16 protein-coding genes are annotated in these 15,830 nt (G+C 59.3%); 8 read left to right on the top strand and 8 right to left on the bottom strand.

Annotated elements, in window-relative coordinates:
• Nucleotides 1-53 precede the first annotated feature (53 nt).
• Nucleotides 54-1,493 carry a M14 family zinc carboxypeptidase gene (locus FFV09_RS12780; RefSeq protein WP_141448187.1) on the bottom strand — a complete coding sequence of 480 codons (1,440 nt, stop codon included), beginning with the start codon at nt 1,491-1,493 and terminating at the stop codon, nt 54-56.
• Nucleotides 1,494-1,669: 176 nt separating this feature from the next.
• On the opposite strand from FFV09_RS12780, the gene FFV09_RS12775 reads away from it, so the two are divergent.
• The 3 genes from FFV09_RS12775 (at nt 1,670) to FFV09_RS12765 (ending at nt 4,140) form a co-directional block, all read left to right on the top strand.
• Nucleotides 1,670-2,002: a PadR family transcriptional regulator gene (locus tag FFV09_RS12775; RefSeq protein ID WP_141448186.1), complete on the top strand. Its 333-nt coding sequence runs from the start codon at nt 1,670-1,672 to the stop codon at nt 2,000-2,002.
• Nucleotides 1,999-3,474 carry an FtsW/RodA/SpoVE family cell cycle protein gene (locus tag FFV09_RS12770; RefSeq protein ID WP_170315017.1) on the top strand — a complete coding sequence of 492 codons (1,476 nt, stop codon included), beginning with the start codon at nt 1,999-2,001 and terminating at the stop codon, nt 3,472-3,474. The genes FFV09_RS12775 and FFV09_RS12770 overlap by 4 nt, the downstream gene beginning before the upstream one ends.
• A 318-nt stretch (nt 3,475-3,792) precedes the next feature.
• Nucleotides 3,793-4,140, top strand: a complete 348-nt coding sequence (locus FFV09_RS12765) for a hypothetical protein (RefSeq protein ID WP_141448184.1) — start codon at nt 3,793-3,795, stop codon at nt 4,138-4,140.
• Here FFV09_RS12765 and FFV09_RS12760 read toward each other — a convergent pair.
• The 3 genes from FFV09_RS12760 to FFV09_RS12750 form a co-directional block, all read right to left on the bottom strand.
• Complete coding sequence (locus FFV09_RS12760) at nt 4,135-5,208, bottom strand: hypothetical protein (RefSeq protein WP_141448183.1); 1,074 nt, start codon at nt 5,206-5,208, stop codon at nt 4,135-4,137. The genes FFV09_RS12765 and FFV09_RS12760 overlap by 6 nt on opposite strands.
• Complete coding sequence (locus FFV09_RS12755) at nt 5,205-5,765, bottom strand: RNA polymerase sigma factor (protein WP_141448182.1); 561 nt, start codon at nt 5,763-5,765, stop codon at nt 5,205-5,207. Before FFV09_RS12755 ends, FFV09_RS12760 begins: the two co-directional genes overlap by 4 nt.
• Before the next feature lie 145 nt (nt 5,766-5,910).
• The gene (locus FFV09_RS12750; protein WP_141448181.1) at nt 5,911-6,264 is read right to left on the bottom strand and encodes a hypothetical protein; all 354 of its coding nucleotides are present in this window, start codon (nt 6,262-6,264) and stop codon (nt 5,911-5,913) included.
• On the opposite strand from FFV09_RS12750, the gene FFV09_RS23775 reads away from it, so the two are divergent.
• A complete protein-coding gene (locus tag FFV09_RS23775) occupies nt 6,239-6,967 on the top strand; it encodes a hypothetical protein (protein WP_170315016.1) in 729 nt (242 codons plus the stop codon). The genes FFV09_RS12750 and FFV09_RS23775 overlap by 26 nt on opposite strands.
• Nucleotides 6,964-7,434 carry a hypothetical protein gene (locus FFV09_RS12740; protein WP_170315015.1) on the top strand — a complete coding sequence of 157 codons (471 nt, stop codon included), beginning with the start codon at nt 6,964-6,966 and terminating at the stop codon, nt 7,432-7,434. The genes FFV09_RS23775 and FFV09_RS12740 overlap by 4 nt, the downstream gene beginning before the upstream one ends.
• Nucleotides 7,435-7,671: 237 nt before the next feature.
• Here FFV09_RS12740 and FFV09_RS12735 read toward each other — a convergent pair whose 3' ends face one another.
• A complete protein-coding gene (locus FFV09_RS12735; protein ID WP_141448179.1) occupies nt 7,672-8,184 on the bottom strand; it encodes a hypothetical protein in 513 nt (170 codons plus the stop codon).
• Between the two features lie 273 nt (nt 8,185-8,457).
• On the opposite strand from FFV09_RS12735, the gene FFV09_RS12730 reads away from it, so the two are divergent.
• A complete protein-coding gene (locus FFV09_RS12730; protein ID WP_141448178.1) occupies nt 8,458-10,419 on the top strand; it encodes an FAD-dependent oxidoreductase in 1,962 nt (653 codons plus the stop codon).
• A 208-nt stretch (nt 10,420-10,627) separates the two neighbouring features.
• On the opposite strand, the gene FFV09_RS12725 is transcribed toward FFV09_RS12730, so the two are convergent.
• Both FFV09_RS12725 and FFV09_RS12720 read right to left on the bottom strand, forming a co-directional pair.
• The gene (locus tag FFV09_RS12725; RefSeq protein WP_141448177.1) at nt 10,628-11,002 is read right to left on the bottom strand and encodes a DUF2750 domain-containing protein; all 375 of its coding nucleotides are present in this window, start codon (nt 11,000-11,002) and stop codon (nt 10,628-10,630) included.
• 139 nt (nt 11,003-11,141) lie between these two features.
• A complete protein-coding gene (locus FFV09_RS12720; protein WP_141448176.1) occupies nt 11,142-13,013 on the bottom strand; it encodes an ABC transporter ATP-binding protein in 1,872 nt (623 codons plus the stop codon).
• Nucleotides 13,014-13,260: 247 nt separating this feature from the next.
• On the opposite strand from FFV09_RS12720, the gene FFV09_RS12715 reads away from it, so the two are divergent.
• Entirely contained in the window at nt 13,261-14,235 is a 975-nt protein-coding gene (locus FFV09_RS12715) for an aldo/keto reductase (protein WP_212635436.1), read from the top strand.
• Between the two features lie 117 nt (nt 14,236-14,352).
• Here the strand turns inward: FFV09_RS12715 and FFV09_RS12710 are convergent, their stop codons facing one another.
• Nucleotides 14,353-15,093 (bottom strand): HEAT repeat domain-containing protein, encoded by a 741-nt coding sequence (locus tag FFV09_RS12710; RefSeq protein ID WP_141448175.1) that lies wholly within the window; start codon nt 15,091-15,093, stop codon nt 14,353-14,355.
• Nucleotides 15,094-15,227: 134 nt separating this feature from the next.
• Between FFV09_RS12710 and FFV09_RS12705 the strand changes: the two genes are divergently transcribed.
• Nucleotides 15,228-15,764 (top strand): GNAT family N-acetyltransferase, encoded by a 537-nt coding sequence (locus tag FFV09_RS12705; protein WP_141448174.1) that lies wholly within the window; start codon nt 15,228-15,230, stop codon nt 15,762-15,764.
• The last annotated feature ends 66 nt before the right edge of the window (nt 15,765-15,830 follow it).

The raw sequence follows: 15,830 nt of genomic DNA, 5'->3' as shown, positions 1-15,830 counted from the left end.
ACGATAAGTCCAACCCGCAACGGCTTAGTTGTACCACTGAAAGCAGCTCAGCGTCAAGGGTTCACGATCACGGGCGGACTCTCGGGCGAAGCGTTCCCTGCCCGATCGGCCGGACTCTTCAGGGAAATCGCTCCGCTGCCGGGGTCTACGGTCAACGCCGCTCCCGCCGCCCGGCTGACTAGCCTTGCGGGCACGTAGACCGTACCTTCGTACAGCCGCGGCGCCGCCGCAAGTTCCACGGCCTGTCCGTCGATCTCCGCCGTCTTCTGCCCCAGCGCAAACCGGATCGTGCCGGAAGGACCGTTCGCCGTCACCGATTTGGCTGCGCCGTCCCAGGTCAGGCGGTAGCCGAGCGCCGTCAGCAGCGGCTTGTACGACACATACGTCGCGCCGTCTTCGTTGAACGCGGCCGGATCGCCTTCGATCCGCACGCCGTCGAGGAACAGCGAGACCGGCTTGACCGTCGTTTTGTTTTTCGCGGCCCACAATGTATAGCCTTCCTGCGCGATCCATAGGCCGATCTTTTTGTTGCGGCGCCATTCTTCCCCGAACGCCGACAGCGGCAGATGGCTCTCCCCGTTCTTGATCCCGATCTCCGGCGTAAAAGCCGGCCGGCCAAGCTTCTGGATAAACCAGTCCGTGTAGCCGCCTCCGCCGTTCGAATTGTAGCTTGGACTGACCTGCGCGTAGCCTGTGAATTGCGTGAAAATATTCGCCAAACGCTTGTCCCGCGGGACGTTGGCGGCCGGCGTCCGGAAGTTCCAGAACAGGATGCGTCCCGCCGAATGGTACGAGACCGCGATTTCCGCATCGATCTCGTACGTGAACGCGATCATCGCTTTATTTTCCCGCGTCGTCATCGGAGCCGTCCCTTTGTGGCCCATCCAATGCGGATAATGGTAATTGTTAATCAATTCTCCCCAGTTGGCGTCGTACTGCCGGTTCGGGTCGACTCCCTGCGCATTCGCTTTCCAGCGCTTGAAGCTGCGGCTGCCGTCGTTCATCTTGATCAGCGCGTCGTGCACATGGACCGGAAAAGACTGCAGGCCCGTCTGTTGAAGCGTCACGCCGTCCGGGTTGACCATCGGCACGAACCAGATCTTCGTCCGGTCCAAAATCTCGCGTACGGGATAGCCTTCGAACCTGCGGTTGTCCGCATAAGCGGCCGCGTACTGCTCGATCATCGTCATATTGAGCGTCGTCGTCAGCCATTCGCGGGCATGGTGCGATCCGTTAAAAAAGACCGTCGAGCTGCCGCTCCCAAGCCCCACCGCCCAGATATCCCGTCCGTACAGCGTTCGGCCGATCGACTTGTATTCGATCAGATCCGGGTACTTGGCCGCCAATTCGCGAATATCGCGGGTGAGTACGCCATACGTGTACGTGACCGACGGATCGACGATGTTCGTCTCCGCGGCCGCCGCCCGTCCCGCCGGCGCAAGCGTCAACAGCCATACGACCAGCGTCAGCAGCGTGATTCCACTCTTTTTCATCCTTACCCCCTGTTGTATGTTCATGATGGCCTCTTCAAGTCTGCCCTGCTTAGCATTCGCGCCACGGCAGGCGGATTCCTGCTTCTCCCTTTTCCAAGAAACCGTTGACAAAAAATAGACCTCGATTTACGATACATAGTAAATCTATGTATTGGCGGTAAAGGAGGATCGGCGCGATGAAAGTAAGCAAAGAACTGCTGAAGGGCTCGACCGGAACGCTCGTCCTGACTGTCCTGTCGGGCAAAAGCATGTACGGATACGAGCTGATCAAGGAACTGGACAGCCGTTCGGACGGCGTATTCGCGCTCAAGGAAGGGACGCTTTACCCGATTCTGCACGCGATGGAAGCGGAGAATTGGGTGTCCGCGCATTGGGAAGAAAGCGGCGGCCGCAAGCGCAAATATTATACGGTCACCGAAGCCGGGCTGAAGCAGCTTCAGGCGAAGAAGGACGAATGGCGGGTATTCAGCGGCGCGGTCAACGCGGTGCTCGGGGAGGGACGCGCATGAACGAAGATCGGCGCAAGACCGAACAGCCGAATACGGCCGAGGATCGCGAGGCCTATATCCGGGAACTGGAACGCCGGGAAGCCGAAGCTTCGATCGGGGCCTACCTCGACCGCCTGTGCGCCCGCGTCAAAGCGAAAGAACTCCATCCCGAGCTGCGGGAAGAAATGCGCGGGCATCTGGACGAGCTGATCGCGGACAAAGAAGACGCCGGCGCTTCCACACTCGAAGCCGCTCTCTGGGCGATGAAGCAGATGGGCGACGCCGACGAGATCGGCGGCACGCTCGGACAGGTCCACCGGCCGAAGTTCAACTGGAAGCTGCTGGTGCCGCTTGGGGTGATGGTTCTTATCGGGTTATTGACCCTCTTCTCGATCGGAAGCGGCAGTTGGGAAAAATATATTTCGGATACCAAAGGTATGCAATCGGTCTCCTTCTCTTATTTGCCGTTGGTCTACGAACAGCTGCTTTACGTAATGATCGGAGCGGCTGCTTTTACGATCTTCATCTTTTTCAACTACAAAAAGCTGCAGCATTACTCGCTGATTCTTTATCTGATTACAATCGGATTATCCTTTTTAGTAGCACTGAAAGGTTGGACCGACGGAGTCAGCGGAACGTTTGGCTATCTGCATCTGGGTAGTTGGAGAATCGAATGGACGATGCCTTCTCTCTATTTGTTCGTCCTGTCGCTTGCGGGCATACTCACGTCAAAAGATTGGCGTTCGCGCCCGGCTTACCATTTGACGGTAATCGTTCTAATGGTCCTGCTGATGGCACCGATACTGCCTTATCTTTGGATGAACAAGACGATGATGGCGTTTTTCTATTTCCTGTTCGTACTGCCGTTATATCTAAAGTTTTGCCGTCGAAGCCAGCATTTATGGATGGTATTTCCGGCTGCGGTTGCTTTGGTAGCGCTGCTATGGATACGGGTGTCATCCTTCAATTATTGGATTGGACGAGCCTTGGAATGGAAAGAAAGATGGAACCTTTTGTTTCGCGCAATCTATGCGCCTGAATCGGTTCGGGAAGAGCCGATCCTTTATTTAAACGGGAAAATCAATGAAATCTTGAGCAGCGTCGGCTTATGGGGCCACGGCTTCGGTTCATCCTTATCTTCCCTGCCTTATGCATATTCCGATTTTGTCTTCACGTATTTGATCTATAGTTTCGGATGGATCGGCGCCGCGTTTGTCCTGTTCGTGATACTCGGGTTAGCCGTTCAATTGATTCGTTCGGGCCGACAAGTACGGGATCTATACGGAAAAACATTGATTATGCTGCTTTCGACTGCTTTTATCGTGCAGACCTTATATGCAATAGGAGCTTCGTTGAATCTCTTCCCGGTAACTAACCTGCATCTACCTTTCTTGAGCTACGGCAGCTCTTCTATTTTATATTTTGCCTTGTTTGGCCTTATCTTCGGTATTCACCGACGCAGGGATATGCTGCCGGCCGCACCTCGCCATTAAAAAACTTTTTATACCTTATAAGATAAATTCATCCAATATAGAAAGGAGTGAACAAGCCTTATGAACAAGCAACTTCATCGCTTCTCGCTCCCTTACGACCGAATTTGATCGAACCCGGCAGCCGCCGGCAGATCGCGTAAGGGCTCGAACCGTCCAGGTTCGAGCCTTTGCTTTTTGCGCACGGTTCGATTTAGACGACGACGCACGCCAACCCGCGGGAGCTTGATACCGTGGGTTTTTGTCGCTGTTTTACGCCCAAGAGGCGCTGCGGGAAGCCATGTCGTTTCGAACCCAAATCGAAAGGGAGTGGCTGTACGCATGATGAAACTGAGCAGTATGAGCAAAATAGTGGACGACGTGAACGAGAACGATTGGAGCAGCCCGGCGGGCGAGACGCTGTGGGCGCACGATCCCGGCAGCGTACGCTTCTGGAGAATCCGTTCGAACGCCGCCTGCACCGTCGACGTGAACGGGCAGCGAACTTGGCCTCCTGCACGCTCGGCTTCGGACTTCGCTGAATCCATAAGCCGCGCACCGATGCGGCGGCCTGCCGCGCAGAACCAAACAAGCGGACGAAACGGTCTTGAAGACCGTCTCGTCCGCTTTTCCCTATGCGCTTCGCCCCGCGCGCGTGCGGGCCCGCGTCTACAGATCGAACAGCTATAGATCGAACAGCTTCGCCGTATGGACGGCGCCGTCCAATTCGTAATCGACGGTACGGGAACCGTCCGCCGCCGTTCCGTAAGCGATCCCATAGCGTTCCACGAACACTTTGCTCCCGTTGTCCAACTGCTGGGCGACTACCAGCTCTTCGCCTTCGACGCCGCCGTCTTCGGGCGGCACTTCCACCGTGTAGATCAACCGTCCGTTAGTCTCGTCGTAAGACAGTTCGAACGGGCTTTCGCCGTCCGAATCGAAATTGGTCAGCAGGCGCACGTCCATGACGGTTCCGAAGCTTGGCGTCGTCGGCAGCCCCTGCGTGTCCACGACCCAGGCCTGTTCGTCTTCGCGGCCCAGACCCGAATCGTCCGCCACATGCACGCTGGTCGTATAGACCGCGTATGCGCCGACGGCCCACAAATGGTCGATATACCAATACCGCGACGAATCCCGGCCGTTCAGCGGCAGTCCCGGCAGCATGAACGATTCCCGTTCCGTAAGCTGCGGCTTGTTCGGATCGCTGAAATACAGCTGGAACGGCGTCTGCGGATGGTCGCCCGGCTGCATGTCCTTGATCGTGGTCGCGCTGCCCGTCATCTGCGGAGCCGGCGTCCATACGATGCCTTCGGTCGTGCGCACGGCGCGCGTCCACTCGGGAATGCTCGCGTTCGAATCGTCGTAAAAGTAACTCTTCCCGCCGAGCGAAAAGGTTGAAACGTCTGCCGGAGGCGCGACGCTCGCCGTGGACGGATCCGCATTGGGTCCGCTCGGTCCCGACGTCATCGGCACGATCGGTATCCGTTCGGACACCTGCATCGCCGCGTACGCGCCTCCTCCGGCCAACAGCAGGACCGCAGCCGCCATCGCCGATATCCGCGCCGTTCCGTTCCTGCGCGCCGCGCGCACAGCCGCGCGGATTCGCCCGTTTTTTGGGCTGCGCTTGTCCTCCTGTTCGTCCGGCTGCCGCTCCAAAATGGCCTGTTCGATGCGCTGCATGTCTTCTTCGGTAAAAGGTTCGCGTTCGAACGGACCTGCCTGCGCCCGCTTGTACCAATCCGGCTCCCGTTCGTTCATCCTCGTTCCTCCTTCAACTGTTTTGCCACTTTGCCTCTCGCCCGGAACAGTCTCGACTTGACCGTTCCTTCGGCGATGCCGAGCAGCTTCGCGATCTCGGCCAGCTTGAGGCCGTGCTTGAGATCCAGCACGAGCACTTCGCGATACCGATCCGGCAGCCGCATGATGGCGGACCAGATCTGCACCGAATCGACGCGGCGCATATAGGTCGCTTCCGCCGACTCCGCCTGCTCCCGTTCAGGCGGTTCGGCCATCAGCACACTGCGCTGCACAAAAGCGGAGCGGCGATAGTCGAATGCGGTATGGCGCGTAATCGACAGCAGCCAGGTCTTGATCTTCGCTTCCCCCCGAAACGAATCCAGTGCGCCATAAGCTTTGACGAACGTATCCTGCGCGATATCGTCGGCCAAATCGCGGCTGCGCGTCAAAAAATACGCATAATGCCACACGTCGCTGCCGTAGCTCTCCATCAGCTGCCTCAACAGGACTCCGCGTTCGTCGCCCGGAACGGCTTCGCGCTTCTGTCCGGACCGTGCTTCTTGGTGCTCGTGCTTCATTTTCGGTCCCCCCTGACATAGCTCTCCGTCAATAAGACCGCATGATACCGAAAAAGTTCCCAATACGCGAAAAAAACTTCGATGCCCGGATAATCCGGGCATCGAAGTGAGGGGCTCCTGCCCGGGATTCGGGCACAAGCGAAGCTTATTTCAGTCCGAGCAGCGGCTTGGTGTTCACGCCGCCCAGCAGGGCGCCCACGGTCGTCGTGGTCGGTGCTGTTGTCGTGGTCGGTGCTGTTGTCGTTGTCGGTGCCGTTGTCGTTGTCGGTGCCGTCGTTGTCGTCGGTGCCGTTGTCGTCGTTTTGGTCGGCGTCGTCGTGGAGGCCGGGGCTGTAGCGGTCGTCGTCGGAGCGGTCGTTGTCGGAGCCGGCGCGGCAGTCGTGCCGCCCAATACGCCGCCGAGCGCGCCCGTCAGGCCCGTCACGGTATTGTTGACCGCGCCGACAGTCGTATTAACCGTGCTGGCGGTATTGGTGACCGTCGTATTTACCACGTTCACGACGGTTTCGACCAGGTTCGGCGACGTCGGAGTCGGCGTCGTAGCCGCCGGAGTTGGCGTGCTGGCTGTCGGCGTCGCAGTCGCCGGAGTTGGCGTGCTCGCCGTAGGCGTCGTAGCCGCCGGAGTTGGCGTGCTCGCCGTCGGCGTCGCTGCCGCCGGAGTTGGCGTGCTCGCCGTAGGCGTTGTAGTCGCCGGAGTCGGCGCGCTCGCTGTCGGCGTCGCAGTCGCCGGAGTCGGCGTGCTGGCCGTAGGCGTCGCAGTCGCCGGAGTCGGCGCGCTCGCTGTAGGCGTCGTAGCCGGAGTCGGCGTGCTGGCCGTAGGCGTTGCAGTCGCCGGAGTCGGCGTGCTGGCCGTAGGCGTCGCTGCCGCCGGAGTCGGCGTGCTGGCCGTAGGCGTCGTAGCCGCCGCGCTCGCTGTCGGCGTGCTCGCCGTCGCCGGGGTCGGCGTGCTCGCTGTCGCAGAAGTCGAGCCGACTGCCGTCGAGACCGTCGACGCCGCCGAGGAAACGGCGGCTTTGACCGGTTCCGCGTTCGTCTGGCGGATGACGGAAGTCGTCGAAGCGGCGGCGGCCGGTGCCGAACCGTCCGTCGGCGCTTTGACGGACTGGCTGCTGCTGTACATCTGGTACGAGCTGGAGCTGATGTCCATGCGCAGCTGGTGCATTTGCGATTTCCAGCTCATGCCCGCTTTGGACACTTTTTGATCGATCGCTTTTTCCGCCAGGTTTTTCATCGTGCTTTTGATATCGTCGGTCTTGATCGAAAACCCGTTCTGCGCGTAGATCGCCTGAAGCAGTTCGTACTGCTGTTTGCGGTTTTGGTCGATTTTATCGTAGAACTGCGTTTTTTCTTTTCTGATCTCGGTATCCGTACGGATCTCTTTGTCTTTACCGAGCGCTTTCGAATCCTGGTCTTTCTTATCGTAAGCCAATACTTTCGAAGCGTCTTTGCTGACGGCGGCGGAAGATTTCGTGGCGTAGTCGTATCTGCTCGTGCGGTCCGCAGCGGAAGCGGCAGGGTAGGACGACAAGGTGCTCATGTTTTACAACCCCCTCAGATTGGTGTGGTCCGTTTCGTTAAGCTAAGTTTACTATTTTTTGGAAAAGAAAGGATATGGGAGGGAACTCCCCACTCTGAAGTTCCTATTTTTCCCAAAAAGCAGGAGACATAGGTGGGCTTTTTAGCAAGCAAGACTGGCTTTTTCTTGTCGGATTCGAGTCTTGAACGAGGATTCGTTTTTAATCGACTTTTTCCAACAGCGTTCGCAAAACATTGACTACAATACAATTTTTTCATATTTATGTAAAATAAAAGCCGAGTGGCTGACTTCCTATTTTCCGATCCCTGTTCAGACAAAAAAAGCGCCCTCCCGCAAAACGGGAAGGCGCTTATGGCGCGTTGAAGCGATTTAGGATCTGACCGGCGCCGATTCGACGGGTTCCCGTTGACGGGACACGTCTTCGTTCAATTTATCGTACGCCTCCATGCTGATCGCCAGGCTGAACTGATGCAGTTCCGATTTCCATTCCAGCTTCAGCGACGAGCCTTCGCGGCTCATCAGCTGTTCGATCGAACGTTCTGCCATCGATTTCATCGAATCCCTGAATTTCTCCGGGGACAGCTCGATGCGCAGCTTCTCGGCGTAGAACGTTTGCAGCAGACGCTGCTGGGCTTGGCGTTCTTCGTCCAGCTTGCGGGCCATTAACGCGTCATGCTTTTTGCGCTCCGCCCGTCCGGCCTCGTTGTTGTCTCCGCCGGCCGCATCGGCTGATCCGGCCGCGTCTTTTGGCAGAATCGATTCCGACACCGCTCCTTCGCTTTTGGGTCTCTTGTCCAACAGGTCCGGATTCACGATGTTTGAAGTCCGATAATCGACACTCCAATCCCCCAAATCGCTTTTGCTAAAAGATATTTTTTCCATTTCGACACCCCCTGCCGAGTAAATTGCTAAGACAGCCTTATAATACTACGCAATTAGACCTAAACATATAAGTCTTAACGACCTTTTGGATTTATTTTTCGTCTTTTTATTATCCAAATTATGCTTACCGTTACAAAATTGTTACTCTTCTTCGAAGTGCGCAACCTTGTCCGGCCGCGGAAAAACCGATATAGTCAGAACATGCGTCCGGAAAAAACCCTCACGCAAATTTGGCTCTCCAGCCGAATCGAAGAAAGGAATTCTACATACCCTATGCGTCTGAAAAACTGGAAAAAAGTCGTTGCTCTGTCTCTTGCCGCCGTTCTCGTTCTGGGCGCGGCCGGATTCATGCTGATCCGCTATCTGGAACACTCGCGCCTCGTCAACCACGGCGTGACGCAGGCGCTGCTGCCGGTCGAGTCCGTCTCGCAAATCGCGGAACGCTACGACGTGATCGTGGCCGGCACGGACCCCGAAGGCATCACGGCCGCGATCTCCGCCGCCCGAAGCGGTTCGAAGGTGCTGCTGGTCGACGGACACGACCGCAAGATGCTCGGCGGCCTTATGACCGTCGGCATGCTGAACATGATCGACCTCAACTATGCGCCCGACCAACCGTTTTTCTTCCCGCAGCTGCGCGAAGCGAATTATTTGAACAAAGGCATTTTCCAGGAATGGTACGACCAATTCGACGGATCTTCGTTCGACGTGAACGTCGCCGCCAATTTGTTCTATACAATGGTCCGGGCCGAACCGAACATCGACCTGCTGATGGAGACGCGCAAGATGTCCCCGATTACCGAAACGCAAAACGGCGGCAAGGTCGTCACCGGCCTTGCGCTGACGCTTCAAGACGGCAGCGCCAAGCGCGTCGGAGCCGACGCCGTCATCGACGCGACGCAGAACGCCGACATCGCGGCGGAAGCCGGTGCCGCATTCACGCTCGGCCGCGAAGACATCGGCGACCTGAACAGCGTCATGGCGTCGACGCTCGTGTTCCGCATGAGCGGCATGACCCAGGAGATCTGGGAGAAGCTCGGGAAGCACGAAGACACGGGCATCGACCGCATGAGCGTTTGGGGCTACAAAGACGCGCAGCTGTACGAATCGAGCGATCCGTCCAAAGTGAAGATGCGCGGCCTCAACATCGGGCGCCAGAACGACGGCACGATTCTGATCAATTCGCTGCTGCTGTTCGGCATCGATCCGCTCGATCCGAAGTCGATCCGCGAAGGCATCGAGATCGGCACGGCGGAAGCGCCGAAGATCGTCGAGTTTCTCAAGCAGCGCTTCCCGGAGATGGCCCCGCTGCAATACGACGGCGTCGCAAGCGAGCTGTACCTGCGCGAATCGCGCCATCTCGAAGCCGAATACCGGCTGACGCTCGCCGACGTGATGGAGAACCGCTCGCATTGGGACGATATCGGCTACGGTTCGTATCCGGTCGATATCCAGAGCACGAGCGACGGGCGAATCGGCACCGTGCTCATGAAGCCGAGCCAATACGGCGTGCCGTTCCGCACGCTCGTGCCGCGCACCGTCGACGGCCTGCTCGTCGTCGGCCGCTCGGCCGGCTTCGACACCGTGCCGCACGGCAGCGCGCGGACGATCCCGGTCGGCATGGCTGCCGGCGAAGCGGCCGGCGCGGCGATCAAGCTGGCGCAGAATGCGGACATGAATCTGCGCGAGTTCTCCGGTTCGGAACCACAAATCGAACGGCTCAAGCAGCAGCTGCGCAAGCAGGGCGTCGATCTGTCCCGGCCGAAGCTCCCGGAACCGGAATATATGAAGCACAAAGATTATCCCGGCATGCTGATCGCGGCCAATATGTATCTCACGTCGGGCGGGTACGAGAACGACGGCTGGGGCCTCGACAGCGAAGCCAACGTGCAGCGGTTCTTCAATGCCGTGCGCGTCATGCGCTCGCTGCACCCGGACTTCTTCCCCGGCGATATGGAAGAGATCATGGTCGAAGTGACCGACAAGGCGGCGCAGCCGCTGTCGGTCAATATGGCCGCGATGCTGATCGCGAGCGCCATGCAGGTGCCCGTGACCGCGGATAGCGCGGCGGCGCGGCTCGTGGCGGACGGTTACCTCCGCCAGGAGACGCTCGACGCGATCGAAGATCCGCAGCAGCTGACGAACGGCGACTATTATTCGATCGTCGGCGACCTGTCCCGGCATTTCCTACCGGCGGACCCTGACGCCGAGCCGGCGAAGGCGACGGCGAAGTAGCGGCCGGCCGTCAGGGCCGCCCTTCTCTTCTCCCGCCGCGTCCATCGGCGCACAACAAAAAGCTTGGCGAAATCCGGGAACGGATCTCGCCAAGCTTTTTCCTCGTCTCTTCGGCGGCAAGAAGCCGGGCCGGAGTCCGATTCATCCGAAGTCCGGCTGCACGAAGCCGCGCGTTTGCGGCTGCGCCTCTACGCGCTCAACCCTGCGCTTAATACTTGCCCAGCGCTTCCCGCAGATCTTCCAGCAGCTTGGCGGCTTCCACGACCGCCGAATCGCTGTTGTTGTAGAAGATCGCCGTTTTGACGCCGTCCTGATCGAGGCGCGGCAAAATTTTCTCGATAAAAGCATGCAGGTCCAGCGGGCGGCTCGTGTAGCCGTTCCATTCGTCGATGGCGCAGTGCAGCGCGAATTCGCTTTTGGGCCACAGCGGAAGCAGGGCCGTGCCGGAAGAATCGGTGGTCATCGCCCAGCCTTCTTCGTACAGCCCCCAGAGCATTTCGGAGTCCGCCGTCTTTTTCACAAAATATTCGTAGCGCAGATCCGCCGGACGGCTGACGATCGCATTGAATTCTTTTAGGTTCATAGGTCCTCCCGTGCAGCCGGATCTTCTTCGGGCTGTCCCGATTCGTTGGTGATTCTAATTATTTACCCACAAGCGGGAAGAAGACGACAGCGAGCCCCTTTATGAAAAAGAACGTCTCCGTCCATCCCGCCCGGCGCGGTCAGCCGCTTCCGAACTGCCCGTGCACCAGCTTCCGGTAAAAAGCGTGCGACGCCAGCAGTTCGTCGTGCGTCCCCTGCCCGGTCGCTCGGCCGTCTTCGATCACGATCAGCTTGTCCGCTCCGCGTACGGTGGACAGCCGATGCGCGATGACGAGCGTGGTCCGCCCCCGCATCAGGGAATCGAGCGCCTGCTGCACAAGTCCTTCGGACGCGCTGTCCAGATGCGCCGTCGCTTCGTCCAGCAGCAGGATGTCCGGATCGCGCAGAATGGCGCGGGCGATCGCCAGGCGCTGCCGCTGCCCGCCGGACAGCTTGACGCCGCGCTCCCCGGCCTGCGTCTCCAGCCCCTGCGGCAGCGAAGCGACGAAGTCCGCCAGATTCGCCTGCCGGACCGCCGCTGCCACGGCCTCGTCGGTCGCAAGCTCCAGGCCGTAGGTCAGGTTCTCGCGGATCGTGCCCGACATGACCGGGCTTTCCTGCGAGACGTAGGCGATCCGTCCGCGCCATTCGCGCAGCGCAATGCCGGCGGCGTCCTGCTCGCCGCTGCGCAGGCGGCCCGCGGTCGGCTCGTAGAACCGCTCGATCAGCGAGAAGATCGTCGTCTTGCCCGCGCCGCTCGGGCCGACGAACGCGGTCGTCTGCCCCGCTTCCGCGGTGAAATTCAGCTCCCGCAGAATCGGCTTGTCTTCGGAGTAGCCGAAGCTCACTCCTTCGAATACAATCGACTGCCGGGCGGCCCGGCCGGGATTGTCCCCGCCCGAAGCTGCTTCTTCCGGTTCCGTTTCTTCCGGCGCCAGCTCCATGATCTCGCGAATCCGCTCGGTCGCGCCGAGCGCTTTCTGGAACTGGGTGAAGAACGTCGCCAGCTGCGTGAACGGCACGACGATCTGGAACATGTACAGGATGATCGCGACCAGCGAACCGGCCGTCAGCGCGCCACGCGCGACCTGCGCGCCGCCGTATCCGATCAGCGCGACGAGGATCAGCAGCATGATCGTCATCATCAGCGGCGATACGATCGACTGGATCCGCGCTTCGCGCAGGCCGAAGCGCAGCAGGCCGGAGATGCGCCGCTCGCCCTGCACGATCTCCGCCGGCTCGGCCAGCGAAGCTTTGACGAGCCGAATATCGGCCAGCACCCGGCCGAGATCGCCCTGGAACTCCGCCGTCTCTTTTTGCATATCGCGCGAGATTGCGTACATGCGGCGGCCGACCGGCCACAGCAGCAGCATCGCGCCGGGAATGGCGAGCAGCGCGAACAGCGTCATTTTCCAATCGATGGTCAGCAGAATTGCGACGGAGCCGACGATCGAGACGATACCGGACAGGAACGTGATCACCTGCCCCGTAATGAAGTCCCGCACGATATTCGTGTCGTTCGTCACCCGGCTCATCGTCTCGCCCGACGTGCTGCGGTCGAAGAACGATACCGGCAGCTTCAGCACCCGCCGCCACAAATCGCGCCGCAGGCCGGAGACGATAAACTGTCCCACGTAGGACATCGTATACATCGCAAGGCCCGACATGAGCGCCTGGGCGAGAAAAGCGACCGCCAGCAGCGCGATCGTCCGTCCGCTGAGGTCCGCCGCCGAGAAACCGTCCACCATCCGGCTCGTCAGCAGCGGAATCGCCAGCGTGAACACGGTCTCGAACAGCCCGAGCACGACGGCGACCGCGATCAGCCAGCCTTTGGGCCGATACTTCGCGATCAACTGCCAAAAAGCCCCCCAACCCGGCGACCCTCCCGCCGGATCGTCCACCGCGGCCGCCGCTTTTTCCCCGGGCTTCGCGTTTCCGCCTTCTTCCGGCCGCCGTTCCCCTCCTTCTTTTTCCTCCACTCTTCCTTCGTGTTCCCCCGATTTTCCGTTCATGCCCATTCCTCCTTGCCTTCCGGCTTCGCGCCTGATACATTGCGCTTCTCGCCCCAGTATAGCCGCTGATGCCCGGTGCCGCGCAAGAGGCGTTCGAAGCGTCCTTCGCCCTTTTTCAAAAAAATCCCGCCGACGCACGCTTTCGCTGCATCAACAGGCGTCTTCGCGGTTAAAGGATAGCGTTTCGATCTTTTCTTACACCCTATACCATTCCAATTCGGCAGCAGCCAAGGAGGCGCGATTCCTGATGGGCATGAACTACAGAACGCTGGGCAAGACGGGACTGAACGTATCGGAGATCGGGTACGGAGCATGGGGCATCGGCAACTCGGGCTGGCTCGGGGCGCAGGACGACGAATCGGTCAAAGCGCTGCACCGCGCGATCGATCTCGGGCTGAACTTTATCGACACGGCGCTCGGCTACGGGGACGGCCACAGCGAGCGGCTCGTCGGACAGGTCGTGCGCGAGCGGTCCGAGACCGTCTACGTCGCTTCCAAAATCCCGCCCGCCAACGGACAATGGCCGGCGCGGGCGGGCGTTCCGTCGAGCGAGACGTTTACGGCCGAACACGTGATTCAATCTACCGAGACGAGCCTGCGCAATCTGGGACTCGACACGCTCGACGTCCAGCAGTTCCACGTCTGGTCGGACGAATGGGTATCGCAGGGCGATTGGCTCGATGGCGTGCAGAAGCTCAAAGAGCAGGGCAAAATCCGCCATTTCGGCGTCTCGATCAACGATTACCAGCCGGCCAATGCGATCAAGCTGATCGAGAGCGGCGTCGTGGACACGGTGCAGGTGATCTACAACATCTTCGAGCAGACGCCCGAAGACGAGCTGCTGCCGGCCTGCCTTGAGCATAATGTCGGCGTCATCGTGCGCGTGGCTCTCGACGAAGGCGGCCTGACCGGAAGCATCACGCCGGAGACGCAGTTCGACGAAGGCGACTTCCGCAGCCGCTACTTCCAGGGCGAGCGCAAGCGCGAAGTGTACGAGCGGGTGCAGCGGATCACGCAGGACCTCGGTATCGCGGACGACGAGATCGCCGAGACGGCGCTGCGCTACGTGCTGAGCCATCCGGCCGTCTCGACCGTCATCCCCGGCATGCGCTCGGTCCGCAACGTCGAACGCAATATGCGGATCGGCGACGGACACGGACTGCCGCAAGAGCAGCTGCACAAATTAAAAGCCCACCGCTGGGCGCGCAATTTCTATCAATAAGCGAACGGGAAACGCAAGCAAGGGAAACGAATTCCAGCTTCCCAAACCAAGCCCAACAAGCCCGCTGCCGGGGAAGATGCACTTTTTCCGGCGGACGGGCTTGTTTGACGCTGTTTTTCAAAGTCTCCGATCCTGTACGCCTGCGTCACCGGCCTCTTCCTTCTTATGCCGCTCTTTAAGCTCCGCTTCTATAGTCAGGTCGATCAACTTCACCGCGATCTCGACCGGAGCGGGCATCGATTCCCGGCCCAACCAATCAAGCGCAGCTGCCCGGATGGTCCTGTAATTGGCGGCGTTTATGACTTCCTTCAGATTATTGCCTGCGGTGCAGCGCTTGTTGAACGCCACAAGCTTCAGGCCGTCCAACAGATCGTTCAGATATGCCTCGCGGCCGCAGCGATACAGCACCTTGAACAAAGCCAGCCGGGTCCAATGCGACTTTTCGCGCGGCAGCCGGCTTTCGAGAAAAGCAGCGACGTCTTCCGGATCGCAGCGCAGCGCTTCGGCAGCATCCCCATAGGAATGAATCGCGTAGGCACGCACCAGCGCGGAGCGGTCTTGGCGGATCTTCCGCTCAAGTACGGACAAGACCGCTTCCGACTCGCCGCGCCCCAACGAATCGCAGGCTTCGGTACGCACGAGCCAATCAGAATCGTCAGCCAGCCGGATCAGCATCCCTTCCGCCCGGACATTGTAATGTAAGCCCAGCGCGACTGCCGCTTCCATGCGGACGAATTCGTCGGAGTCCCGCGAACTTTTTTCCAAAAAATTATAATCTGTCGGTTCTTCATTCTTCTGCATCCGGAACAGACGATCCAGCGCGTTCGGGACTTGTTGTTCGGAAGATTCGGTCTGCATCGTATTCGCTCCCCTTCTTCTGATTAGTCATTGGTATGCTGCAAAAAAACAGGAAAGCCCACCCTAAAGTCGAATTCACTAAGGAAGCTTTACAACTCTGCCAATCAACCTCATCAGTGAAAGGACGTAACGTTATGTATTCGGATCAAGAACTGACGCTTCGCCCGGTCGAAGAACGAGATTCCTTCCGGTTATGGGAACTGATCTACAAGGACGAGCAGCCCGAATGGAAAAAATGGGATGCTCCTTATTATCCGCATGAACCGATGGCTTACGAAAAGTTTCTTCCGATCGTACGGGACTGGGTCGGCGACGACGACTTCTGGGTGATCGAAGTCGACGGCGTCGTTCGCGGAAGCGTGTCGTATTATTGGGAGCACGAACCTTCGCGCTGGCTGGAAGTCGGCATTCTGCTGCACGAATCGGGCTCGTGGAACAAAGGGCTCGGCACGCGCGCGCTGAGGCTGTGGGTCGATCACCTGTTCGCGAAGCTGCCGCTCGTGCGGATCGGGTACAGCACGTGGTCGGGCAACGACCGGATGATCCGCGTCGGCGAGAAGCTCGGGATGCAAATGGAAGCCCGTATTCGCAAAGCGCGCTTTTACGACGGACAGTATTACGATTCGATCCGCATGGGCATGCTGCGGGAAGAATGGACGCCGCTCCCGTAAGCTCCTCAAGCCGGCAGCAGATCGCGTATTCGGGCTTCGGTCCGGATACGCTTTTTGCGTGCGCTT

This window comes from Saccharibacillus brassicae (genome assembly GCF_006542275.1).
GTDB lineage: Bacteria > Bacillota > Bacilli > Paenibacillales > Paenibacillaceae > Saccharibacillus > Saccharibacillus brassicae.
This window is presented reverse-complemented; position numbering and strand designations above follow the sequence as displayed.